At 62.3% G+C, this 23,583-nt stretch carries 23 protein-coding genes and 1 pseudogene; 13 read left to right on the top strand and 11 right to left on the bottom strand.

From position 1 onward, the window contains the following. Nucleotides 1-108: 108 nt before the first annotated feature. From ACCQ09_RS10715 to ACCQ09_RS10705, 3 genes are all read right to left on the bottom strand, one after another. Nucleotides 109-846: a response regulator gene (locus tag ACCQ09_RS10715; RefSeq protein WP_372386277.1), complete on the bottom strand. Its 738-nt coding sequence runs from the start codon at nt 844-846 to the stop codon at nt 109-111. Nucleotides 847-945: 99 nt separating this feature from the next. After that, entirely contained in the window at nt 946-1,863 is a 918-nt protein-coding gene (locus tag ACCQ09_RS10710) for an NAD-dependent epimerase/dehydratase family protein (protein WP_029996462.1), read from the bottom strand. Continuing rightward, complete coding sequence (locus ACCQ09_RS10705) at nt 1,860-3,635, bottom strand: ATP-binding response regulator (RefSeq protein ID WP_228428478.1); 1,776 nt, start codon at nt 3,633-3,635, stop codon at nt 1,860-1,862. The genes ACCQ09_RS10710 and ACCQ09_RS10705 overlap by 4 nt, the downstream gene beginning before the upstream one ends. Here ACCQ09_RS10705 and ACCQ09_RS10700 point away from each other — a divergent pair. Together ACCQ09_RS10700 and ACCQ09_RS10695 are read left to right on the top strand one after the other, a co-directional pair. Beyond that, on the top strand, nt 3,589-3,936 hold the full coding sequence (locus ACCQ09_RS10700) for a response regulator (protein ID WP_372386276.1): 348 nt from the start codon (nt 3,589-3,591) through the stop codon (nt 3,934-3,936). The genes ACCQ09_RS10705 and ACCQ09_RS10700 overlap by 47 nt on opposite strands. Continuing rightward, the gene (locus tag ACCQ09_RS10695; RefSeq protein ID WP_108133906.1) at nt 3,927-4,907 is read left to right on the top strand and encodes an IS5-like element IS1646 family transposase; all 981 of its coding nucleotides are present in this window, start codon (nt 3,927-3,929) and stop codon (nt 4,905-4,907) included. Before ACCQ09_RS10700 ends, ACCQ09_RS10695 begins: the two co-directional genes overlap by 10 nt. 152 nt (nt 4,908-5,059) lie before the next feature. Here the strand turns inward: ACCQ09_RS10695 and ACCQ09_RS10690 are convergent, their stop codons facing one another. Beyond that, nucleotides 5,060-5,455: a hypothetical protein gene (locus ACCQ09_RS10690; RefSeq protein ID WP_040234089.1), complete on the bottom strand. Its 396-nt coding sequence runs from the start codon at nt 5,453-5,455 to the stop codon at nt 5,060-5,062. 175 nt (nt 5,456-5,630) lie between these two features. Between ACCQ09_RS10690 and ACCQ09_RS10685 the strand changes: the two genes are divergently transcribed. The 7 genes from ACCQ09_RS10685 (at nt 5,631) to virB5 (ending at nt 10,890) form a co-directional block, all read left to right on the top strand. Beyond that, nucleotides 5,631-6,440, top strand: coding sequence for a lytic transglycosylase domain-containing protein (locus ACCQ09_RS10685; RefSeq protein WP_040941290.1), 810 nt, complete (start codon nt 5,631-5,633; stop codon nt 6,438-6,440). A gap of 87 nt (nt 6,441-6,527) precedes the next feature. Next, nucleotides 6,528-6,782 carry a hypothetical protein gene (locus tag ACCQ09_RS10680; protein ID WP_017117014.1) on the top strand — a complete coding sequence of 85 codons (255 nt, stop codon included), beginning with the start codon at nt 6,528-6,530 and terminating at the stop codon, nt 6,780-6,782. A gap of 2 nt (nt 6,783-6,784) precedes the next feature. After that, entirely contained in the window at nt 6,785-7,081 is a 297-nt protein-coding gene (locus ACCQ09_RS10675; RefSeq protein WP_029996458.1) for a TrbC/VirB2 family protein, read from the top strand. 15 nt (nt 7,082-7,096) lie between these two features. Continuing rightward, entirely contained in the window at nt 7,097-7,429 is a 333-nt protein-coding gene (locus tag ACCQ09_RS10670) for a VirB3 family type IV secretion system protein (RefSeq protein WP_017120417.1), read from the top strand. Further along, the gene (locus tag ACCQ09_RS10665; RefSeq protein ID WP_040941289.1) at nt 7,419-10,031 is read left to right on the top strand and encodes a VirB4 family type IV secretion/conjugal transfer ATPase; all 2,613 of its coding nucleotides are present in this window, start codon (nt 7,419-7,421) and stop codon (nt 10,029-10,031) included. Before ACCQ09_RS10670 ends, ACCQ09_RS10665 begins: the two co-directional genes overlap by 11 nt. After that, nucleotides 10,028-10,189: a hypothetical protein gene (locus tag ACCQ09_RS10660; RefSeq protein WP_017116415.1), complete on the top strand. Its 162-nt coding sequence runs from the start codon at nt 10,028-10,030 to the stop codon at nt 10,187-10,189. Before ACCQ09_RS10665 ends, ACCQ09_RS10660 begins: the two co-directional genes overlap by 4 nt. A 23-nt stretch (nt 10,190-10,212) precedes the next feature. Continuing rightward, nucleotides 10,213-10,890, top strand: coding sequence for a P-type DNA transfer protein VirB5 (gene virB5, locus ACCQ09_RS10655; RefSeq protein ID WP_017116416.1), 678 nt, complete (start codon nt 10,213-10,215; stop codon nt 10,888-10,890). 188 nt (nt 10,891-11,078) lie between these two features. Here virB5 and ACCQ09_RS10650 read toward each other — a convergent pair. The 3 genes and pseudogenes from ACCQ09_RS10650 to ACCQ09_RS10640 all read right to left on the bottom strand — a co-directional run bounded on the left by ACCQ09_RS10650 (nt 11,079) and on the right by ACCQ09_RS10640 (nt 14,195). Next, a pseudogene (locus ACCQ09_RS10650) lies at nt 11,079-11,661 on the bottom strand (TraX family protein). Between the two features lie 127 nt (nt 11,662-11,788). Beyond that, nucleotides 11,789-13,582, bottom strand: coding sequence for a hypothetical protein (locus ACCQ09_RS10645; protein ID WP_040941288.1), 1,794 nt, complete (start codon nt 13,580-13,582; stop codon nt 11,789-11,791). Nucleotides 13,583-13,595: 13 nt separating this feature from the next. After that, the gene (locus ACCQ09_RS10640) at nt 13,596-14,195 is read right to left on the bottom strand and encodes an NfuA family Fe-S biogenesis protein (protein ID WP_014507816.1); all 600 of its coding nucleotides are present in this window, start codon (nt 14,193-14,195) and stop codon (nt 13,596-13,598) included. 92 nt (nt 14,196-14,287) lie between these two features. Between ACCQ09_RS10640 and ACCQ09_RS10635 the strand changes: the two genes are divergently transcribed. The 3 genes from ACCQ09_RS10635 (at nt 14,288) to zupT (ending at nt 16,009) form a co-directional block, all read left to right on the top strand. Next, nucleotides 14,288-14,644: a 4a-hydroxytetrahydrobiopterin dehydratase gene (locus tag ACCQ09_RS10635; protein ID WP_012438455.1), complete on the top strand. Its 357-nt coding sequence runs from the start codon at nt 14,288-14,290 to the stop codon at nt 14,642-14,644. After that, nucleotides 14,641-15,063: an energy transducer TonB gene (locus ACCQ09_RS10630; RefSeq protein WP_012438456.1), complete on the top strand. Its 423-nt coding sequence runs from the start codon at nt 14,641-14,643 to the stop codon at nt 15,061-15,063. Before ACCQ09_RS10635 ends, ACCQ09_RS10630 begins: the two co-directional genes overlap by 4 nt. A 127-nt stretch (nt 15,064-15,190) precedes the next feature. Continuing rightward, entirely contained in the window at nt 15,191-16,009 is an 819-nt protein-coding gene (gene zupT, locus ACCQ09_RS10625) for a zinc transporter ZupT (RefSeq protein ID WP_011037238.1), read from the top strand. Nucleotides 16,010-16,395: 386 nt separating this feature from the next. Here zupT and ACCQ09_RS10620 read toward each other — a convergent pair whose 3' ends face one another. Continuing rightward, nucleotides 16,396-17,379: an RluA family pseudouridine synthase gene (locus tag ACCQ09_RS10620; RefSeq protein ID WP_011037239.1), complete on the bottom strand. Its 984-nt coding sequence runs from the start codon at nt 17,377-17,379 to the stop codon at nt 16,396-16,398. Nucleotides 17,380-17,781: 402 nt separating this feature from the next. Between ACCQ09_RS10620 and rne the strand changes: the two genes are divergently transcribed. Continuing rightward, complete coding sequence (rne, locus tag ACCQ09_RS10615) at nt 17,782-21,381, top strand: ribonuclease E (protein ID WP_040941287.1); 3,600 nt, start codon at nt 17,782-17,784, stop codon at nt 21,379-21,381. Nucleotides 21,382-21,465: 84 nt separating this feature from the next. Here the strand turns inward: rne and ACCQ09_RS10610 are convergent, their stop codons facing one another. The 3 genes from ACCQ09_RS10610 to ACCQ09_RS10600 form a co-directional block, all read right to left on the bottom strand. Next, nucleotides 21,466-21,651 carry a hypothetical protein gene (locus tag ACCQ09_RS10610; RefSeq protein ID WP_228427806.1) on the bottom strand — a complete coding sequence of 62 codons (186 nt, stop codon included), beginning with the start codon at nt 21,649-21,651 and terminating at the stop codon, nt 21,466-21,468. A 296-nt stretch (nt 21,652-21,947) separates the two neighbouring features. Continuing rightward, nucleotides 21,948-22,595 (bottom strand): response regulator, encoded by a 648-nt coding sequence (locus ACCQ09_RS10605; RefSeq protein WP_040941286.1) that lies wholly within the window; start codon nt 22,593-22,595, stop codon nt 21,948-21,950. Between the two features lie 215 nt (nt 22,596-22,810). Further along, complete coding sequence (locus tag ACCQ09_RS10600; protein ID WP_016944903.1) at nt 22,811-23,572, bottom strand: sulfurtransferase; 762 nt, start codon at nt 23,570-23,572, stop codon at nt 22,811-22,813. Between the last annotated feature and the right edge of the window lie 11 nt (nt 23,573-23,583).

Genomic DNA, 23,583 nt, shown 5'->3' with positions numbered 1-23,583 from the left:
CAGCTATTTAAAAATGATTCGTCATTCATTGAAGATTGTCAACCGGCCTCAAGGTCAGGGACAAGGCTGTGGAACTGCGGCCGTTTTACGCCCCGATTCGGGCCTCGATCAATCGTCCAGCTCGTGGAGTAGGCCGTTCTCGTAGATGTACGGCAACAGGTCATTGCCATCGCGCAAACCCAGCTTGTTGAGGCCGTTGTATTTGTGCGTGGTCACTGTGCTGTAGCTGCGGCCCGTGGATTCCACGATGTCGTGCGCCTTGGACCCACGGCAGAAGGCGACGAGAACCGCGCGTTCGCTGTCGGTCAATGTGGACCAAGCGTGCTTGCTCACGCTGTCCAGGTCGATATGGCTGTCGGTGTAGGTCTGGCCCTTGGCCACGCCATCCAGCGCGTCGATGAGTTCGGCGGTCGAGCTGGTCTTGGCGACATAACCGGCCGCCCCAGCTTGCATCACCGCACGCGCGAGAAACGCGCTTTCCTCGGCCGTGTAGACCAGGACCTTGAGCGCGGGATTGGTTGCCAGGATGGCGCGCACCAATGAGACTCGCTTGAGGCTGCCCGGCATTACCAGGTCTAGCACGACGATTCGTGGCGTAGATGCCTGTTCGGAACAAGCCGCCAGAAGCGCGGCGCTGGTATTGGCTGTGCTGAAGCGCGAGGCTGCCACGCCCAGCTGGTCGGCGAGCATAAGACTGACGGCGAGTGTCACCGAATGGTGATCATCGGCGATGATGTAGGAAAAGCCGGCAACGCCTGGGTGTTGGGTGCCTATTTGCATGGCGGCTGTGGCCGCCGTTCCGCCGACCACTGCTAAGTGGCTGGCGGCGGGCGTCGGGGCAGTCATGGGCTTATTCATTATGGCAGGCTGGTGATTGGTATGGGTTATATCCCACCCGTATCCGCCATGAAATTGGGAAAACTACGAGGCCCCTCTACCTAAAAACTAGATGGCGTCGAGTGACCGTAACGCGTCTGTTCGCGCTTGCCAAGCCGAACGGCGAGGCTGCCAACCAAGCTCTCTCCTGGCCTTTTCACACGAGACAGTTGCGGTAGTGTTCAACATGGAAATGAGCGTCGGTAGGTCGTTCTTCATCACGGTCTGCGCCAGCACGGCAGATAACCGAACGATTGAAAACGGCATCCGCCGGATCTTTCGCCCTTCCTCCTGGCCCTTTCGGATGTAATCGCCGCCAAGCGCGATAACATCGTCGGCTGCGACGTTATAGATACCCTGCGCACCCTTCTTCAATGCCGCCAAGATGGCGTCTACCACGTCGGCTTCATGCACGACCTGCTGCTTGGGCTGGCTTTGGCCGAAGTCCAGCCATACCGGCAGCAGGAAAATCTCGCGTAGGAACTTCTGCGCGTGGGCCCCTACTATGAGGTGCGCACGGATCTGCACGGCACTGGGAATCTTCGCCGCGAGATAGCGTTCGACCTCGACCTTATGATCTGCATACGCGAACCAGGACGGCGGGTTTGGCTTCGCTTCCTCGGTCATGTTTTCGCCCGTGCCATAGACTGAAACGCTACTCAGGTTCAGGAACGTTCCGATCCCATTGGCAATGGCAGCGTCGATGACGTTCTGGCTGCCACCGACATTGATTTCGGTCATTTTCGGCAAACTCATCCGACCGCGCTTGACGGCAAAAGCTAGGTGAATCACCGCATCATGCCCGCGCATGAGGTCATGGACTTCGGGGTTGCGCATATCCATCGTGACGTGGGTGAACTTCGGATCAGCGAAGCCAGGCTCCACGATATCTATACCCGTGACGCTCGTCACAGAGGTGTCTGCAACAAGAGCAGGCAGCAGGACGCTTGCTAGGCAACCGGACGATCCGGTGAGGAAAATTTTCATTCGGCGTAGGCATCGGTTGGGAGTGGAGCAATTAGCGTACTGGAACATGCCTGCTCCACGCTCGCTAACAGTTTCTCCGGGTGGATGGGTTTACCAAGCGCAGCGTCCAACAGGCCATCAGACAAGGGCTGCTCAAAGACAAGTGCCCGGTCATCCGCAGCATCCGCGCTGAGAGCTATGATCTTGGCCCCTGGATTACGTGCCCGGATCGCCACGGCTAGCTCAATGCCGTTCATCTCCGGCATCCGGTAATCCAGAACATGCACGTCGTAGTGATTGCCGGCGTCGATGGCGGCCAAGGCTTCTACACCCCCTCCCGCCGCGTGTACGTGATAGCCGGCCTCCCGCAGTACGGCGGACCAGGCGCTGCGGCTTTGGAATTCGTCGTCCACAAACAAGACTGCAGCCGCACGTGCAAATGCTGCCCGCAGGGGCACAGCCGCTCGCGGGCGACTGTCAGTGTCCTGGAGCATGGCTGCGGGTGCTGTCAATCGAAAGGTGGAACCTTCGTCGGTGCTGTTCAAGGTGACTTGCCCGCCAACAACCTCAATCGTGTCGCGAACAATCGAAAGGCCCAGCCCAAGGCCATCAGCGCCAGTTGACGACCCCGCCCGATGAAACCTCTGGAAGACAAGCTGCTGCTGAGATTCTGGAATTCCGAACCCATTGTCGGCGACGACAAAACTTAGCATCGTTCCTTCGTAGTCAGCCCTAAGTTCGATCCTGTCGCCGCCGGAATGTTTTGCGGCGTTGTTCACTAGATTGATGAGGCAGATTGACAGTGCATGCACTGCACCGGAAAACATGCCGAATGACCCCGCATTGTTGATCGTGATCTGTGCGCCATTGACTGCTGCAAGCGGCTTTACGATTGTCGCCACCTGGCGCAGCAAATCGACAGGATCGAACTTTTCGTGATGCTCTTCGTAGGTGAGGTCTTCGGAGGCGGTCTTTCCAAGAATTGCACGGATTTGCCGTGTGAGTTGGTAGGCGTTGATGCGTATCCCGTCAATCGGCGGTGGCTGTAGGCCGCAATAGCCGATGATCGAGCTGACAGGCGTCAACAGGTCGTGCGAAACGTTGCTAATGAAGCGGGTTTTGGTCTTGTTCGCTTCATCCAGTTCCCTGTTGGCCGCATCAAGCTGTTCTAACAGCTTGATGATCCGTGTCATCGGCGCGAGCTGCATCAATGGAACGACTGCGAGCGTTACTAACAGGGAGAGAAAGACCCCCCAATCTGTCCAGCTCGTGACTAGGCCAGAGACAACAAACGTCACCGTGGTAAATACCATGCCGAGCTTGAGGTAAAGCGGCTCCTGGTAACGGATGCCGTAGCCGATCCCGATCCACAACAGGACCGCGAAAAGGCCCATGAAGGAACTGCCCATTCCGACCATCACCAGGCCGATGATGAGACAGTCGTAGGCAAGCGCTCCGATCTGCCGAAGCCTGTCTGGCCCGACGCGCCGCCACGCCATGAACACCCAAAAAAAAGTCGCTAGCAGCGCAAAAAGCGAAATTTCGCGCAGGTATGGAGTGTTCTGTATCGAATAGCAGTAGATACCGCATATGATGAAGATGCCAAACCGGAAGTAGGCTTGGTTGACCTCTTGCCGGATGGGGTTAATGCAATACCGTCGTTCAAGATGACGCAGGATCTTCTTGATCGGCCCTGCCTTGCGGGTGGCGGCCGCTTCGGCATGCTTGGGAGTTTGGGAATTATCCATGTGGGTTCTAGTCGTCGATGACTCGCCTTCCAGCATCATCTTCATCAGTGAAGCGCTACGCTCGCTAGGGCATAGCGTGCTTACGTGCACTAATGGAAGTTCGGCGTTGGAGACGCTGCAAGCGATGGAGGTAGATGCGGCGCTGGTGGACTATCACATGCCTGGCATGAATGCCGCCGCCTTCATCGCGACACTTCGGAAGCAAACGAAATCGGCAACTGCTGCAACGCCCGTCGTCGTGATGACTGCGGACGCTTCGCCGAAAGTAGCTAGGGAAACTCTGAACAACGCACCACAGATACGCGACACTACCCGCCTCATGTTGAGGAGTGATCCATGCAACTGACGTTCGGTGACGCTGAGGGCCTGGGCAAGCGCAAGCAGACCCGGCGCGAGATCTTTCTGGCCGAGATGGAGCAGGTGGTTCCGTGGCAGCAACTGCTCGGGCTGATCGCGCCGCACTATCCCGTGTCGGGCCGGCCAGGTCGGCAGCCATACGCACTGGCGACGATGTTGCGGATTCATCTGCTGCAGCAGTGGTATGCGCTGAGCGATCCGGCGATGGAAGAAGCGCTGCACGAGATTCCGACCTTGCGGCGCTTTGCCCAGCTCGGTGGCTTGGACAACGTTCCGGACGAGACCACGATTCTCAACTTTCGGCGCCTGCTGGAGACCCATGGCCTTGCCGCGCGGATGCTGGAAGCGGTCAACGCGCATCTGGCACGCAAGGGGCAGAGCCTGCGGTCGGGCACGATCGTCGATGCGACGCTGATCGCTGCACCCAGTTCGACCAAGAATGCCGACCATGCGCGCGACCCTGAGATGCATCAGACCAAGAAAGGTAATCAGTGGTATTTCGGGATGAAGGCGCACATCGGCGTGGATGAATTTTCCGGGCTGGTGCACCACGTCCATTGCACAGCCGCCAATGTCGCCGACGTCACGGTGACGCACGCATTACTGCATGGCAAAGAAGACAGCGTGTTCGGCGACAGCGGCTACACCGGTGCGGACAACCGCGAAGAACTGCAGACCTGCAAGGCTGCATTTTTCATTGCCGCCAGGCGTTCGACGCTGCAAGCCATCGGCAACAAACGCGAGCGTGCTCGGGAACAGCGTTGGGAACACTTTAAGGCCAGCGTGCGCGCGAAGGTGGAGCATCCATTCCGGGTGATCAAGCGCCAATTCGGTTACACCAAGGTCCGCTATCGCGGCCTGGCCAAGAACACCGCGCAGGTGCTGACCTTGTTTGCGCTGTCAAACCTTTGGATGAAGCGAAAGCAGTTACTGCCTGCCATGGGGAGCGTGCGCCTGTAACCCGGGGAATTCCCAAGGAAAGCTCCAGAAATTGCGAAAAATCCGAAGATCCAAACGCGACTCTCCAGAGCGATGCGACATCCCGCACTCTCAGTCCTCATTGTTCAGACCTTCCCTAGGACTGCGCTCTCGATGGGGGCTGCCGCTGTACTTCATAAGCCGCTCGGCTTAAACGAACTGGTGGCGGCGATCGATGCCGTAGATCTAAAGTCGCAACGATAATCCGCGACGGCTGTTGCCGCAGCCGCAGCCACCAATCGGAATTGTGTTGCCATCTCCGCCCTGCATTCCCCTTGCATTAGCGGACCTAATAGGCCGGTGCATGCGACGATGAGCGCGTGATCGCCGATTGGTGCGACTGCGTTCTTGAGAGCATGCACCTGCGCAAACAGTTCTTCGCTCCTTGTTGTCGGGTCGGCGACGGTGCAGTGCTTTACGATTTCGTCCAATTCTTGAAGGATAGCGTCGGCATAGTTGGCCGCTGCGGCGGGATTGATTCGCGCTAGCGTCGCCAAGTTTGAGCCGGGGTCGATCTTGACCACCATCATGTAGTTAGCCTCGTAAATTTCCCAATTTTCATTTCCTACCTATGCACCCAGGATGTGCTTGGGCCGTTGTCGCTTGCCTGGCATCCGGGCAGCGCAGCTGCAAGCCTGTTGACAACAATCGTTTAGTGATAAATGATGCATCAAATGTTCAATATTGCATGAGCGAATTTAGCCAATGGCATTCCGAATTCTGGGACTTCTGGTGGGCTTGTTCTGCGCGATGATGGCACCAAACGCGCCGGCACAGTCCGTTCAGGAATTTGAAGCCCTGGCCCGCCAGTGCGCCCCGTCCGTCCATCCCGCCACTCTAGCCGCGGTCGTGAAGACCGAATCCAGCTTCCGGCCCTACGCCATTAACATCAACGGCAGCCGGCAGTTGCCGCGCCAGCCGGCAAACCAGGCAGAAGCCATCGCAACGGCCGAATACCTGTTGGCCAACGGCTACAACTTCGATTCAGGCCTGGGGCAAATCAACAGCACAAACGTCCGCAAGTTCGGCATGGCCTGGACGGAAGTGTTTGAGCCGTGCGCCAACCTAACGGCTGCGGCCCGGGTCCTGACCGAATGCTTCGTGCGCGCCTCCGACGGCGAACCGAACGATCAAGCGGCGCTGCGCAATGCGCTGTCCTGCTACAACACCGGCAACTTCACGCGCGGGCATGCCAATGGCTATATCGGCCGCGTCGAACGCTCTGCCGGCACGATTCCTGCGGCCGTGGTCCCGGCGCTTCTTCCCGATGGCCAATCCCACGAACCGGCGGTGGCCACGGTCACAGAAACCACCCCGCCGGCCTCGCGGCCCATCGCTGACGTTGGCCCTGACGCCTTTGGCCGGGGGCGCAGCGACGCCTTCGGCCGGGCTTCCGCTAGGTCGCGGATGGAACGAGAACTGCAAAGCGAACCGGCCGCCATCACTGCGGCTAGCACTACATCAACAGGAGCGGATCGACCCATCACTCTCCAAGGATCGAATTTTGCAGATTGACGCTTCACTATGTAAATAGTGAAAAGGACAAACCGCAAGGCAGCGCTTACGCTGGCCCGTTAACTTAGGCCAACGGGAGTGCTTGCAATGAAGCTTATTCAATCGCCTGAACTCGATCTGCTGCTTACCCACAGCACCATCGAGGAATGCTCGGTTATCGAGACAAAGGACCGCGCCTGGACGTTCGTGCTCCACGTGCGCAATCACAAGGATGGGTCGGTGTCGGAATACCGGCTTGTGAGTCAAAGGGGCAGGAAGCGGGAATGGAGCGATCCACGCGCGATGTTCCGGCTTCTACGCGACCACTACAACGTCCAGAAAGGACATTTCCAACTGAGGTAGATATGAAAGGCACCCCCGCGCGTTTCGCCGATTACAAGACCGCTGTCGCTTCCTCCCTGCTCCTGGCAATCGTTGCCGCCGATGCCGACGCCCAGGGACTGGCCAAGGCCAAAGGTTTCCTGAACTCGCTCAAGGACAATCTGCTGTCCTTCGTTCCCATCATCGCCATCTGCGCCGGCCTGGTCCTAGTCATCCTCTACTGGTTCAACGTGATCCAGAAAGAGGGTTTCATCAAGTGGATCGTGGGCCTCATCATCGCCGGCTCTGTCGCAGAAATCGTTGCACTGTTCGTCACCTAAGTTCAGGTGACGAACATGGACGAGAACGACAAGAAGCCAGCCACGTCATTCCCGCTGTTCAAAGGCGCAACGCGCACTCCCATGTTCATGGGAGTGCCATTGCTTCCTTTGATCCTCGCCGTTTTCTTCGTCTTCATCGTGGCGATGACGGTCAGCATTTTCTGCTGGGCGCTACTCATCCCGATCATTTTCGTCATGCGGCAAATCGTCAAGCACGACGACAAGGCGTTCGGCACTTGGGGTCTGTGGATCGATACCAAGCTGCGCAACACGAACAAGAGGTTCTGGAACGCCTCGTCGTATGCGCCCGCTACTTACAAGCGCAAAAGGAAGAAGTATGTCCGCTGAAATTGCTACGAGAAAGGAACTGGACGCCGAAAAGGCCATATCCAGCTTCATCCCGTACACCAGGCATGTTACCGATACGATCCTCGGAACAGCGGCCGGCGACTTGCTGACCGTGTTCAAGCTGTCCGGGCGTTCGCACCTCAGCGCAGACTACGAAACGCTCATGAACTGGGTGCGCGACCTGAACACTGTGTTCAAGGGCGCGGCTTCCGACCACCTGGCGCTATGGACGCACATGGTGCGCCGCCGAGTGACGGAGTATCCCCAAGCGCACTACGACAACACCTTTTGCGCGCAGTTCGACATGAAATGCCGCGCAATGTTTACCGAAAAGTCGCTCATGGTGAACGAGCTTTACCTGACCGTGATCCATCGCGCGATGCCGGACAAGACGCTGGCGCTCCTGGCCAAGTTCGAGAAGCAAAGCACGCGGGAAAAGGTCGAACGCCAGCAGTCCGCGGTGAAGGATCTAGAGGAACTTCAACGCCTGTTCTTCTCGTCGCTCAAGCGCTACGGCCCCGAAGTCCTGAGCACCTACAAGTGCGTCCACGCGCTGACGGACGTGACGGCAGATGATGGCACCGTACACCAGGAGGAACAGCGCATCGAGTTGGCCGATTGGTGGGAGCGCGAACGGCCCAGGTTCCCCCGCAAGCCCGACGACGGCCGTAGCGAACTTGAGTTCGCAGAGGCCGCCGCGGCGGCCGACAATCTGCCCGTGTATCTGTACTCGCGGCCAGCCGAGTTCCTGGCGCGCCTGGTCAACGGCGAACAACTGCCGATGCCGGTTACCTTTGCGCACTTCCGCGAAACGATGCCGCAGAACCGCATAAATTTCTCGTCCTGGGGTGAGTTGGGCGAGATTCGCACACCCACGCGCACGCGCTTTTTCGGCATGGTTGAGGTCTTCGACTACGAGAAGCGCACAGAGCCGGGCCACCTCAACACGTTCCTGAAAGCGCCTTACGAGTGCGTGCTGACGCAAAGCTTCTCGCTGCTATCGCGACACGCTGCCAGGGGCCAGCTTGAACGCCACCGTCAGCACCTGGTTGACTCAAATGATCCGTCCAGCGATCAGGTCAACCAACTGACCGTGGCTCTCGATCAACTCATGGCCGGCGAGTTCGCGTTTGGGGAGCATCACGCCACGCTGACCGTCTTCGGCGACACGCCGGCTGAAACCCGTGATCTGATGGAGAAGGCGCGCTCGGCCTTCTTCGATGTGGCCATCGTTCCCCAGGTGGTCGGCCTGGCGTTGGAAGCCGCGTATTGGGCGCAGCTGCCTTGCAACTGGAAGTACCGCCCGCGTCCGGCGCCGATTTCGTCGCAGAATTTCCTTAGCTTCTCGTCGCTTCACAACTACATGGCTGGCAAGCCGGCCGGCAACCCCTGGGGTCCGGCCGTCACGATGTTCAAAACGGACGCCGGCACGCCGCTCTACTTCAACTTCCACGCGACCGATCCCGACGAGGACAACGAAGGCGACCGGCCGGCTGGCCATACCATCGTCACCGGCATGACGGGGCAGGGCAAAACCGTCCTGCTGGGGATCCTGCTTGCCCAGGCCGGCAAGTTCCGGCCGTCCGTCGTGGTGTTCGACAAGGACCGCGGCATGCAAGGCACCGTCATGGCGATGGGCGGCAAGTATTTCCCGCTCGCCATGGGACAAGCCACCGGGATGAATCCCCTGCAGCTGGATCCCAGGCCGGAGAACATCATCTTCCTCAAGGCGCTCATCAAGCAGTTGGCCGAGTCATCGGGGGATCCGGTCAACCACAACGATGAAGTGGAGATTTCCCGCGCGATAGATACGGTGATGTTCCGCCTGGACAAGCCGCTGCGCCGTCTCTCTCTGCTGCTGCAAAATCTGCCGAACCCAATGCCGGACCCGAACGATCCGAACCCGCGGCCGACCGTGCATGCGCGACTGCTCAAGTGGGCCGAGGGCGGGGAGTACGGCTGGCTGTTCGACAACGAAACCGACGATATCGACCTGACCAGGTATCGCCTCTACGGCTTCGATTACACCGACTTCCTGGATGTGCCGATCATCCGCACGCCCATAATGATGTACCTCATGCACCGCACGGACGCGATGTTGAACGGCCAGCCGTTTATCAAAGTCATGGACGAGTTCTGGAAACCCCTGGAAGACGCGATCTTTGTCAAGTGGTCGAAGGACGGCTTGAAGACCATCCGCAAGGAAAACGGTCTCCTAGTGTTCGCTACCCAGGAACCGGGCGACGCCCTCGAAAGCCCGATTGCGCGCACGATCATCCAGCAGTGCGCCACGCAAATCTTCCTGCCGAACCCCATGGCCTCCCGTGCCGACTACGTGGAAGGCTTCAAGCTGACCGACGCCGAGTTCGACCTGGTGAAATCGCTTCCCCAGGACTCGCGCAAGTTCGTCATCAAGCAGGGCGGTTGCTGCGCCGTGGGCACGATCAACCTGGTTGGGTTCGGCGACGAATTGCTGGTGCTGTCGTGTTCCCCGGACCGGGCCGAGATTATCGAAGGGGTCATCGCTGACGTGGGTGATGACCCCGATCGCTGGGTGCCGGCGTTCGTGAGCCGCGTCAAAACCAAGGAGAAACCGCAATGATCATCCAGCAGTGCGCTACGCAAATCTTCCTGCCGAACCCCATGGCCTCCCGTGCCGACTACGTGGAAGGCTTCAAGCTGACCGACGCCGAATTCCACCTGGTGAAGTCGCTTCCCCAGGACTCACGCAAATTCGTCATCAAGGAGAAACCGCAATGAGACTGCACGCACTAGGAGCCGCGTTGGTCGTGGGCCTGTCGCTGTCGTTCGGTGCCGGCGCGCAAATCCCGGTCACCGATGTGGCGATGAATACACAGACGCAGATGAATCAGACGGCCAACTTCGCTAAGTACGTTGAGCAGGTCGCGCAGCTGAAAAACCAGCTAGAACAGGCCAAACAGCAGTATGAAGCTCTGACCGGCTCGCGCGGCCTGGGTGACCTGTTCAACAACCCGGCGCTGCGCCAGTACCTTCCGCAGGACTGGACAGGTCTCTATGACGCCGTGCAGCGCGGGGACGTGACGGGCATAAGCGGCAAGGTCCAAGACATCATCGACAAGAACAAGAGCGGTTCGATCGCCGATATGTACGCCGACGTGAGCGCTCGCCAGGAACGTCTCGGTGCGGTGAACAAGGCAACAGGCCTAGCCGGTTTCGACGCCGCCATGAAGCGAGCCGATCAGATCCAGAGCTTGATCGGTCAAATCAATGGCACATCGGATCCGAAGGCCATTGCCGAGCTGCAGGCGCGCATCGCTGGCGAACAGGCCCAGGTGTCGAACGAGATGGTCAAGCTACAGCTGGTGTCGATGCTCCAACAGGCAGAGGAAAAGGCCATCGCCGCCAAGGCCGATGCTGTGTACGACAAGCAGATGAGCGGCAGCAACGACGTGCCACGGATGAAGCCGCGGACCTTCTGACCAGTTGTTCAAGGGTATGGCGCACGGATGCGCCGCTCTTGATCGCAGCGCTGGGAGCGCGACCGGATACCTTCGCCGGAGCCAGGAAACGCAGCGGATTTCCCCCCGAGCCGGATCCCCCACCAACTGCCAAACCTGAGTTCGCATAACATTAATTATGTCATAACAACGCCTGCAGGAGCATCAGTTCAAACCATTGCGTACGACAGCCCAGTCAAAGCCACCAGATGGCCGCAGTAGTAGACGTAGAACGCTCTACCCGTCCGCGGGATGGCCCATGACAGGTAAGCCAAACTTGCGACCGGCAGCGCAAGCAGCGGCCACAACGTCCGGTTCACCAAGCACAAGAGCACTAGCGGGATCACCAAGAGCACAACAAACGACACTGCCCTGGGCCATCGCCAGCAGGTAAGGGGCCGGCAACAGGCAGAACGCCAACACAACCCATTTTCGTTCTTCGATCGCACGAATACAGACAGCTGCCAATGCGAAGGACAAGAGAATATTGAGCGGCAGTGCCCGATTGAATGCGATCGCCGCAATCGGTGTCGCAACGAGTCCCCACAGGAACAAGCGTTTGATCAACTTGGCGACATCAGCACCCGGCTGCGCCAAATTGTAGGCAAACACCAGTGCGAACAATGGAAATGCCATGCGGCCCAGTTCTGCAATGACCGGCACATAGCCCAGGTGCAAAATCTTCAAGGTGTGGTCGCCTGTCATAAACAGCAGCGCGAGCCACTTCACCAATTCACGGCCTCCGCTTGTCATGCGATCCCTCCTTGTTCGACGACGGCTCGATGAGCTAATGCGGATTACTGATCAACTTATCTAACTCTGGAGCTGCCAGCAGTTCTGCAGCACCGGCCGCCAATCCCAGCCATTCTTTGCAGCCCTGCTATCTCACAGCCCCATTGCCTTCCTGCAACTCCCGCTTGAACGGCACGTCCGGTGGCGGCCTTGCGGTGGCTGGTTGATCGTTGAGATTCGGGTCGCTCAGGCCGCAGCCGCCGCCGAATTGCAGCAACGACACCACGCAGCTGATCTTGGTCGTGGTGCCGGGAATGGGAATTTCGATCTTCTTCAATCCGCGCCGCACCCATTCCTGCAGCAGCGTCTGGTTCGGCATCCAATACTTGTCCAGCGACGTCGGCGTGTAACCGTACGGCGGCCGCTTGAGCCAGGTGCCGCCTTGCGCAATCTGGTCACGCGTCCAGGTGTCGGTATCGCTGCCCGGCGGGCCGCGATCGCCAGCGCCATTGCCGGCCTCGCCACCGGCAGCAACCCGCACGCTGCCGTCGTTGTTGAACATGCCGTCGCGTTTGCCATCGGCACCGGTTGCCTGCCCGGGACGGTCGCGGGTCGATTTGCTCCAGTCGTCCGCGTTGGCCGCCACATCCCATCCGCCACTACGATCAACCGGTTTCGGGCCGGCACCGCTGCTGGCCGCCGGCTTGCTGGATGCAGCGGCCGCTGACGCCGGTTTCGCAGATTGCGCAGCCGTCTGCTGGTTGGTCTGGTTGGCGGGTGACGGCGCGCTGGAAGGTGCCGGCGCCGCAGGCGATATGGATACCGCCGCAGCCGAAGGCGTCTGCACGACTGCCGGTTGCGCCGGGGGTGTCTGCGCCGGCGTTGGCTGTGGCGCCGGGTCCGGCACGTTTGGCAGCTCCGCGGCACGCACCGCCAGCTCGGGCATGCGAACCGTGGGAACTACCTCACGTGCACGCACGGTGGGCGCGGTGACCCTAGCCTGTTCGGGCACGACGATCTCGCGCTCGCGCACGGTGGGCGCCGCGGCAGCGCGCACGGCAACGGCGGCAGTCGGTTGCTGCAGTTCGCGCACCTGTGGCCGCTCGGTCACCGTCTGGATCTCGCGCTGGCGTACCTGTGGTGCAGCCGGCTCGATCGCGCGTGGCGCCACAGTGATGGTGGGCGGCGGCGGGACGACGAAATCCGTGGTCGGCACCGGTGTTTCAGTCACCTGCAGCGGCGATTCCAGCGTGACCTGCGGCACCTGCACACGGACCTGCGGGATATCGGGCGTACTGGGTTCCGCCGCAGCGGCCACAGCAGGTTCGGGCGCGACGTCCGGCACGTCGGCTGCCGGCTCCGCCGGCTCGGCCACTGTGGATGCGGTGCTTGCCGGCGACGCTGCTGCTGACGACGCGGCTACCGCAGATGCCGCCGCTTGCTGAGCGCCAGATGCAGCTGTGGCTGGCGCAGCGTCCGCGGCCGGCTCGCCTTCGCCACCGCCCTGCTCTGCGGCGCCCTCGCCTATATAGGTCAGACGCACCCGCGCCTCGTCGCCCTGTTTGGTGTCGTCCGGGGCCCAGCGCACGCTGACCACCCACAGCAACAAGGCGATAAATCCCAGGTGGATCAGCGCACTGCCGAGTACAGCCCCCCAGTGCAGCGGGCGCTCGTCGCGCGGGCGCGGGTCCCAGTGTTGCCACCACAGGCTGCGGAATGCCTGGAACGGACTCAGTCTTCCCGCCATGCCGTCTCGAGGTCGCGGCGCAGGACGCGCCAACAGCGCGTCCGTCAGTTGGTCGTCATCAAACCGTGCTGGCGTACCCAGCCGCCCCCGCATCCAGATGCCCCAGCCATAGGGCAACCCGGTCCGCCGATCCAGAATGAGCTTGCCCGGCATGCGCGCCAACAGCGCCTGCAGGAGACCGGCAGCGGTTGTCACCGGTGGTGCGGAATCAGGCCGCGCTGTCGCGCGGAATGTACGGCGCGTCGCCGGTCGCGTGATCGGTCGCGTCACGCACGGCAATCACGCCGGGCACGCGTCCCATCAAGGTCTTCTCGATGCCCTGCTTCAAGGTGACATCGGCCATGCCGCAGCCGTGGCAGCCGCCGCCGAAGCGCAGCAACACCACGCCCTCGGCCGAGACTTCCTGCACCGCGACGCGCCCGCCATGCGAGGCCAGCTGCGGGTTGATCTCGTTCTCTACCACCCAGCGCACGCGCTCCACCATCGACGCCGACTCGGCCGGTGCCTCGCCCTTGATCTTGGGCGCCTTGATGGTGAGTTGCTGGTTTCCGGTGGACTGGGTGACGTAGTCGATCTCGGCGCCATCCATCCACGGCACACTGGCGGCCACCACATACAAGGTGAATCCATCGCAATCGATGGCCCATTCGTCGCCGGACAAGTCGGCCGGCTCGGCGAACTCGAGTTTGGCGTCTGCACGCGGGGTGCCCGCGTCCACCGCGCTCAGGCGCACGCCCATGCCGGGCACACCCTCGCGCTCGATGAGCTTGCGGAAATAGGTCTGGGCTTTGTCGGATATCTGGATCATGCGGGTTATTCTACCGCTCAATGCGCCCCCGCTCATGGAACACCGTGATCCTGGTGGGTGCTTCTGTTCGCCAATTCGCGAGGCCGCCTGTCATGACCGATCTCATCCCCCTGGAACAGGCCCATTGCCTGCCCCGCAAGGGCAGCGACCATAAGCTGGGCGAAGCCCGCCTGGCCGAGCTGTTGCCCCAGGTCCCCGGCTGGGAGCTGGCCGAATCCGGCATGGCCATCACGCGCACATTCCGCTTCGCCGACTATTACCGCACCCTCGCCTTCGTCAATGCGCTGGCCTGGATCGCCCACCGCGAAGACCACCATCCGGACCTGGGCGTGCATTACGACCGCGTGGTGGTGCGCTATTCCACTCATGACGTGGGCGGGCTGAGCGAGAACGACTTCATTTGCGCGGCCAAGGCAGCGCAGCTCTTCGATCAAGGAATCACCGCATGAACCAGTATCGCGCCCTGCTTGCCGGCCTGTGCGTCGCCGGCGCCCTCGTCGGCTGCGGCAAGCCATCGCAGGAGGCCGCCACGCCCGGCGTGGCTCCCACCGAGTTGGCCGCCCTGAAGACGCCCCCGCCTGAATACTCACCGCAGCTGGCCTGTGCAGGAATCGGTGGCAAGACGGTGCTGCGTGTGGTGGTTGGCCCGCAAGGCTCCCCTACCGATGTCACCGTCGCCCAGAGCAGCGGCCAGCCGGTGTTGGATGAGGCGGCGCAGACGCGCGTGCGCGAGTGGCAGTTCAAGGCCGCCACCCGCAATGGACAGCCGGTGCCGCAGACCATCCAGGTGCCGGTGGACTTCAAGCCGCCGGTCCCCAAGCCTGACGAATGCTTCGCCATCGAAGAGCGCGCCCGCCGCGGCGGCTGACCACCACGCATCCATCATCGCGCCATGGCCATCCTGCGCCAGCGGATGGCCGAGCGCAGACACGCGCAGCTGAACTCGCCACGCACTCCGCCGGATCGCCATTCTTTTCGACGAGGTCGTTGCGTCAATGCTTGAAGTGTCATCGCACAATGTCTGGACCGCGCTTGCGGTTACTCTTGCCGCCGGCCTGGCGACCGGCCTGGGCAGTCTCATGGTCGTCTTCGCCAAGAAGCCCAACCCGCGCCTGCTGGCCTTCGGGCTGGCATTTGCCGGCGGCGCCATGGTGTTCGTGTCGCTGTCGGAGATCCTCAACAAGTCGATCGCCTCGTTCTCCAACGCCTACAACGACAAGCTCGGCTTCACCTACGGCACGCTGACCTTCCTGGGCGGAATGCTGCTGATCATGGTGATCGACCGCCTGGTGCCTAATCCGCACCAAAGCCTGTCCACCGACGACCCGCAATTTCGCGACGACAACCGCGCCTACATCCGGCGCGTGGGCCTGCTGACGGCAGTCGCCATCACCGCGCACAACTTTCCCGAAGGCCTGGCCACGTTCTTCGCAACGCTGGAAAGCCCGGCGGTGGGCATGCCGCTGGCGTTCGCCATCGCCATCCACAACATCCCCGAAGGCATTGCCATCGCCGTGCCGGTGTATTTCGCCACGCGCAACAAGTTCTATGCGTTCGGGGCGAGCCTGTTGAGCGGCCTGGCCGAGCCGATCGGCGCGGGCATCGGCTACCTGCTCCTGTCCAGCGTGCTGTCCGAGGCCGTGTTCGGAGCGGTGTTCGGGGTGATCGCCGGGGTCATGGTGTTCCTCGCCCTGGACGAGTTGCTGCCTGCCGCCAAGCGCTACGCACAAGGACACGAGACGGTCTACGGCCTGGTGTCGGGCATGGGCACGCTGGCGATCAGCCTGGTGTTGTTCCGTTATGCGGCACCTTGAGCCTGCAGCCAATTGCCACTGCTGATGAGTGCTGCCCTGCCCCACAGCTGCCTGGTCTGCTGTTACAGGGATGCAGCGATGCCCGATACATATCGAGCCAAATCGGCGCGCGCCTGACATGCGCACGGAAACTCACGCGAGGCGCGCTCTAGCAGGGACCCACGACAGAGGTAGCTGAGGCAGCTACCGGGCTAGACCTGCTAGCCGTTCCTCAGTGACAGCGGGGGAATGGACCTCAGCATTTCATGCCGCCGCGTTTGCCATCCCGGGGCAGCGAAAGATCTGACGTTGAACCCGAAGGGTGCGCACGCGCCGCGCATCAAGCACGACGCGTGCGTACTTTCCCGTGCCAGCGAGGAAACCATCGCCTCATGCGAAGCCGCGACTCAACCCAGCCGATCCAGCGCCTCAGCCAACTCCGGCGCCAACGGTGCGTTGAGCACATACGGCGTCTTGCCGTTGTCCAGCGCGAACTCCAGCGAGGCGGCATGCAGGAACAGGCGGCGCAGGCCGACCTGGTCGCGCAGGCGCTTGTTCACCTCGGGGTCGCCGTATTTGTCGTCGCCGGCAACCGCATGACCTAGGTGCTGTGCATGCACACGGATCTGGTGGGTGCGCCCGGTCTCGATGCGTACCTCGCAGTAGGAATGCCCGCCGCGACGCTCCAGCAACCGGAAGTGGCTCAGCGACGGCTTGCCGATTGCATTGACCTGCACATGCCGCTCGCCGCCCTGGCGCAGGCCGATGTGCAGCGGCGCATCCACACTCATCACCCCGTCGGGCATCCGCCCTACCAGCAGCGTGAGGTAGCGCTTGGTGATGCTGCGCCCGTCCACCCTGTCGTCTTCGCGCATCAAGGCCTGCAGCTCGGTCAGCGCTGAACGCTTTTTGGCCACGATCAATAGGCCCGATGTATCGCGATCCAGGCGATGCACCAGCTCCAGCGTCTGGTTCGGACGCAAGGCGCGCAAGGTCTCGATCGCCCCGAAGCTGATCCCGCTGCCGCCATGACTGGCCACGCCGGTAGGCTTGTTGAGCGCCAGCAGGCGCGCATCTTCGAACACGATGGCCGCTTCCAGCCGCGCCTGGAACGCCGATGGCGGCGCGGCCTTGTCGCCCTCTTCGGTGAGACGCACCGGCGGGATGCGCACTTCTTCCCCACCCTCCAGCTTGCGCTCGGCCTTGGCCCGCCCGCCGTTCACGCGCACCTGCCCGCTGCGCACCAGCTTGTAGATCAGGCTGCGTGGCGCGCCCTTCAATTGTCCCAGCAGGAAATTGTCCAGCCGCTGCCCAGTGCGGTCTTCCGGAACTTTGAGAATGCGCACGCCCACACGGTCGGCGGGAGGCTTGGGGGGCTGGGGGTCGGTCATCCGGCTCTTTATTCTGTTACACTCGGCGAGCGAGATAAGGGTTTGATTTCGTTGGAAGTTGATTGGCCAGAAGCCTGACTTCCGATGATTCCGGCACAGTGCGCAACCACCGCCCCCGGGGCGGCCATGTTAGCGGCTCACCGGCCTACCCGGCCATCGCCAGCGGTTTTTGGCCGTTGCGCTGAACATGTCCCGTGCGCTGTCCCGGTTGTCCGGACGCAGCTGCCGGCCCTGAAACACCTATAAAAAACTTAAGAGAAGCGCTCCCGCGGCCTGCCGTGGTGTTGCAGCGCTGGAAACCCTAGCCAGGCCTGTCCGCGCGTTGCGCGAAAGGCGGGCGACCCGTTCCAGAGGCGAAACGTCACGGCGTTCCGCGCGGTAGAGCGCGCGAGGAACGCAACAATGAAGCGAATGCTGATCAACGCAACGCAGGCCGAAGAGCTGCGCGTGGCGATTGTGGACGGCCAGACCCTGTACGACATCGACATCGAACAGCCGTCCAAGGAACAGAAGAAGTCCAATATCTACAAGGGTCGCATCACGCGGCTCGAGCCCTCGCTGGAAGCGGCGTTCGTGGACTATGGCGCCGAGCGCCATGGATTCCTGCCGCTGAAGGAAATCTCCCGCGATTACTTCCAGGCCGGTGTCGACCACAACAAGTCGACCATCCGTGAGCTGCTGCGTGAGGGCCAGGAAGTGGTGGTCCAGGTCGACAAGGAAGAGCGCGGCAACAAGGGCGCCGCCCTGACCACGTTCATCTCGCTCGCCGGACGCTACATGGTGCTGATGCCCAATTCCCCGAGCGCCGGTGGCGTCTCGCGTCGGATCGAAGGCGAGGACCGTGCCGCACTGAAGGACGCGCTGGACAAGCTCGACATCCCCGACGACATGGGCGTGATCATCCGCACCGCCGGCGTCGGCCGCGATGCCGAAGAGCTGCAGTGGGATCTGGATTACCTGCTGCAGACCTGGAAGGCGATTGCCGAAGCCGCGCTGAGCAAGCCGGCTGCGTTCCTGATCTACCAGGAGTCGCGCCTGATCATCCGCGCCCTGCGCGACTACCTGCGCGCCGACATCGGCGAAATCCTGGTCGATACGCCGGAGCTGTATGCCGACGCCCAGGAGTTCATGCAGCAGGTCATGCCGCAGAGCCTGCGCAAGCTCAAGCACTACACCGACGATATCCCGCTGTTCAACCGCTTCCAGATCGAGTCGCAGATCGAAGGCGCCTACGAGCGCAATGTGCGCCTGCCGTCGGGCGGCTCGATCGTGGTCGACCAGACCGAAGCGCTGACCGCCGTCGACGTCAACTCCTCGCGCGCCACCAAGGGCAGCGACATCGAGGAAACCGCGTTCCAGACCAATCTGGAAGCGGCCGAAGAAGTGGCGCGCCAGTTGCGCCTGCGTGACCTCGGCGGTCTGGTTGTCATCGACTTCATCGACATGGCGTCCACCAAGCACCAGCGCGAAGTGGAAAACAAGCTGCAGAACGCGCTCAAGTGCGACCGTGCGCGCGTGCAGCTGGGCCGGATCTCGCGCTTCGGCCTGATGGAGATGAGCCGCCAGCGTCTGCGTCCGAGCCTGGGTGAGTCCAGCCAGATCGTGTGCCCGCGTTGCGACGGCCATGGCCGTATGCGCAGCGTGGAATCGCTGTCGCTGTCGATCATCCGCGTGGCTGAGGAGCACGCCATGAAGGAGAACACCGGGCAGGTGCTGGTACAGGCTCCGGTGGAGATCGCCAATTACCTGCTCAACGAAAAGCGCAGCGCATTGCGCGAGATCGAGCAGCGCCATGAGTCGCCGATCATCATCGTGGCCGACGAGCAGCTGCATACCCCGCATTACGAAGTCACGCGCCTGCGTGAGAACGAGCTGGGCGAAGACAGCGGCAAGCCGAGCTATCAGCGCGGCACGCCGCGCAAGTTGCCGGTGCATGCGCTGACCAAGGCCCAGTTGAATATCCCGGTCGCGCCGGCGGTGACTTCGATCAAGCCGAGCCAACCGGCTCCGGTGCGTGAAGAGGCCCCTGCCCCGGTCGCCGCGGCGCCCGCCACGGCGCCGGTGGTGGCACTGCCGCTCCCCGCACCGGTCACCGGCGTGGTGGGCTGGTTGAAGCGCATCTTCGGCGGTGTCGATGCTCCGGCGGCAGCGCCGGAAGCGTCGCAGCAGCAGCGCCCGCGTCAGAACGACGCCGCGCGTGGCAACCGCAATGATCGCGGCGAGCGTGGCGGGCAACGCCGCGATGGTCGCGATGGTCGCGATGCACGCAATGGCAATGGCGGTCAGCACCGCGGCAATGGCGGCAATGGCAATGGCAACGGCGCCAACAAGGAGCGCCGCGACGAGCGTCGCCAGCCGACCGCGCCGCAAACTGGCAGCCAGCCGCAGCCGCAGCCGCAGCAAGTGCAGGTGGCCAAGCCAGCGCGCAACGAGCCGCAGGCGCCCAAGCAGCCGCAGCAGGGTCAGCAACCGAAGCAGCCAAAGCAGCAGCAAAACCAGCAGCCGCGTCCTCCGCGCCATCAGGATGGTGCGCCGGCTGAAAAGCAGCAGCGTCCCGCACGCCAGGACGATGCAGCAGTGGCACAGGCCGTGACCGCGACTGCGGCGACCGCCACCACCGCAAGCGTGGCAGCGGCCATTGCCGATACCGCCGCGCCGGTGTCCAGGACGGTGCCAACGCACGAGACCGACGCCGCACATCCGGTCGACGTGACGGTGACGCCCGCCGCCTCCGAGGCAACTGCCGATGCCGCCGCCGAGGGCCATGCCCAGGACGCACCGGCAGGCGATGACGGCGCCAATGGCGAGGGCGGAAGCCGTCGCCGTCGCGGCCGTCGTGGTGGTCGCCGCCGTCGTCGTGGTGCAGGCGCCACGGGTGAAGGTGGGACCGGAGCGGATGGCCTTGAGTCCGATGATCTGGACGGCGATGCCGACGGTGATCTGGATAGCGACAACGACGATGCCGGTACGCCAGCACCGACGTCGTCCGCACCACGCGCCGGGCAGCCCGAGTTCGACTTCGATGACGATGCCGGCACCCCGCCCGCTCGGGCCCAGGCAAAGGTTGAGCGCAGCCCGGAGCAGCAGACGCCGGTGACGCCACGTCCGGTGCCGAAGGAGCGAGCCGAAACGCAGCCGCCGGCTGATACGGCAGCGTCAGCTGCACCGTCGGTCGACAGCGCATCGACTACCCCGCAGCAGCCGGTGATCACCGCGCAGTCGGCACCGGTTGCTTCGCCCGAAGCCGCCGTTTCGTCGCAGGCGGAATCCTCGCAGGCAGCGTCGCAGAAACCCGCTGCAGCACCGCACGCCGCTTCGGCATCGATCGAGGCTGCGCCAGCACAGGAGCAGCAGCGCGCTCCCGTGCAGGACGCCCCGCGTGTTGCACCGGAGGCAGCGGCTCCGGCTCCGGCAGCGGTGCAAAGCGTTCGTCCTGAAGTGACTGAAGCCGTCTCCCCGGTGCAGCCTGCAGCACCGACGCAGCCTGCCGCGACAGCGTCGGTTGAGCCGTCGCCTGCAGCGCAGGTCACGCCGGCGCCCATTGCGCCGGCCGAAGCTGCCGTGGTCACGGTCACCGCACCGCATGCCGAACCGTCCAGCACGGCCGGCAAGGACGTGGATGTCGCAGTGACCTCGACCGCCGCGGTTGCGCAGCCGGCCACCGACACCGCGCCAGCGGCGCCGGCGCGCAAGCCCTACGCGCCGGTGCAGACCACCCTGCTCGATGCGTTGGCTCCGCAATCGCCGCAAGCGGCAGCTCCGCAGGCTCAGGTCGAGACTGCTCCGGCAGCCAAGGTAGCTGAGCACTCCACGCCGGCCGCTGCTGCGGCGCCTGTGGCTGCGCAGCAACCTGCAGAGGCACGGCAGCCGACGGTGGTCGTGTCGGAGGCGTCCACGCCGGCAGCATCGCCTGTTGACGCTGCTGATGCAGCGGACGACAAGGACAACACCGAGGCCGCAGCGTCGAAAGACGATGCCAACAAGCCGCGTAGCGATCAATGATCGTTACGCTTGACTGACGCTGTCCTGGGCAACCCGGATGGTGGCGACAAAAAAAGCGGCCTTCGGGCCGCTTTTTTTGTGTCATCAACTGACAGTCGCAAACTGCATGGAGTTTGCAGCTGCCTGGTACGCGAATTCAAACTTCGACAGGTATTGCCCATTACCGCTTCGATCAGACCGCACCTTGAGCGTGTCGAGAAACCACGTCGCCGTTGCCACATCGAACAAACAGAAATTCAGCGCTGTGATCAGATCGGCGAGTACCTGCATCGTCACCACATCGGTGAGCAGTCGCTCCGCGGATTTACAGCCCTGCGCGTCTCCCGATCTCAGACGCTGATACCCCAAAGGACGACAGCGCTACAGGACGCTAAGTGCAGAGCACGACCACCGCTCTATCACTCGCACCAGCACAAGAAACGCGCCAGCCCATCTATTCAATGACCGACTATGGACACGCGGTTACAACGCAACGCGACCAGCTAAGTGGCGCGCCACGAATTGCCTCTCGATTGATCAGCCAGACACCGCCGACAACACCACATCGCCTCAGCGGCGGCATGCGTTCACAGCGTGCGTGCGGGATCGGTCAGGCCGTATTGATTGGCCAGGCGCGCCAGGGCGATGTTGTCCTGAATGCCGACCTTTTCGAACAGGCGCGCCTTGTGGGTATTGATGGTCTTGGCGCTGAGATTCAGGCGCTTGGCGATGTCTTCCTGTCGTAGGCCCTGCGTCAGCAGCAGCGCGACCTCAAGCTCACGTGGCGACAGCGCATCGAAGGGCGAACCGCCGCCTTCCAGGTTGGACAGCGCAAGGTTCTGCGCGATGGTGTTGCCGAGATAACGACGGCCCAGCGCCACTTCACGCAAGGCGCGCAGCAACTCGTGCGCGTCGCCGCCCTTGCCGACATAGCCGAACGCACCGGCTTCGAGCAGCCGCTTGGGCAGCGGGCCATCTTCCAGCACCGACACAATGATGACCCGCGTGCCGTAGTCGCCTTTGACGATGCGCTCGGTGATCTCCAGCCCGCTGACTCCCGGCAGGTGCAGATCGCATAACACGATGCCCGGCTTGAGCTGGCGAATCTGCGGCAGCGCCGCTTCCCCACTCTCTGCTTCGCCCACCACTTCAATGTCCACTTCCTTGGACAGGATCATCTTCATGCCGGTACGCACGAGTGCATGATCGTCGATCAGAAAAACTCTGATTGTCATCCGTGTAGTCCTCGCTGTGCGGCTGGCTGGTGCAGCCTAGCTCCGTGAATAATTCAGGGCAAGCTCGATGCGACGTATTACGTGGAAGTTAGACGCGTGTATTGCGCCAGATCCCGGCAAATCCGCGCTCAACGCGTGCTGCGCCGCGCTCCGCGTGACCAGCATCGTGCCGTGACGCACGCGTTGCAGACATCGGGCAATACAGTCGTGCCCGGTCAGATTTTCCCTGCGTCTGCGCACGCTGCGCCATCGACCAACGGACGGAGTTCCGCATCAAGGGCGACGCGCTCATCGAACACGAAGCATCGGCCGTCATAGCCCTCGCCACCGACGTCCTCGAAGTATCCCAGGATGCCGCCTTCCAACTGCAGCACGTTGTCCATGCCCTCGGCATGCATCCACAGCGCAGCCTTTTCGCAGCGGATGCCGCCGGTGCAGAAGCTCACCACCGTGGCATCGGCGAGCGCTGCACGGTGCGGCTGCAATGCCTCGGGCAGTTCGGTGAACTTGTCGATCGGCAACGTGAGTGCGCCCTGGAACGTGCCATACGCCACTTCCTGGGCATTGCGGGTATCCAGCAGCACCAGCGGACGGCCGTGATCGTCGTGCCCCTGCTGCATCCATTTCCGTAGCATTGCAGGCGCGACCGACGGCGCGCGGCCTTGCAGCGGCGAGGCATCATCGCGGCGGAAGCTGATGATTTCCGGCTTGACCTTGACCTTGAGCCGCGCGAACGGTTGCTCGGCGCTATGGCTGTATTTCACGCGCATCTGTGCAAAGCGCGCGTCTGCATGCAGCCAGGCATAGAAGCCTGCGATCTGCTCGGCATCGCCGGCCAGAAACAGGTTGATGCCTTCTTCGGCCACCAGCACCGAACCCTTCAGCGCACGCTGCTGGGCGCGCTCCAGCACGCTGTCCGCCAGCTGTTGCGGGTCGTGGATCGGGGCGAACTGATAGGCAGCGGTATTGGTGATCATGGCGCTATTTT

This window comes from Xanthomonas sp. NCPPB 2586 (genome assembly GCF_041475775.2).
GTDB classification, from domain to species: Bacteria; Pseudomonadota; Gammaproteobacteria; order Xanthomonadales; family Xanthomonadaceae; genus Xanthomonas; species Xanthomonas campestris.
This window is presented reverse-complemented; position numbering and strand designations above follow the sequence as displayed.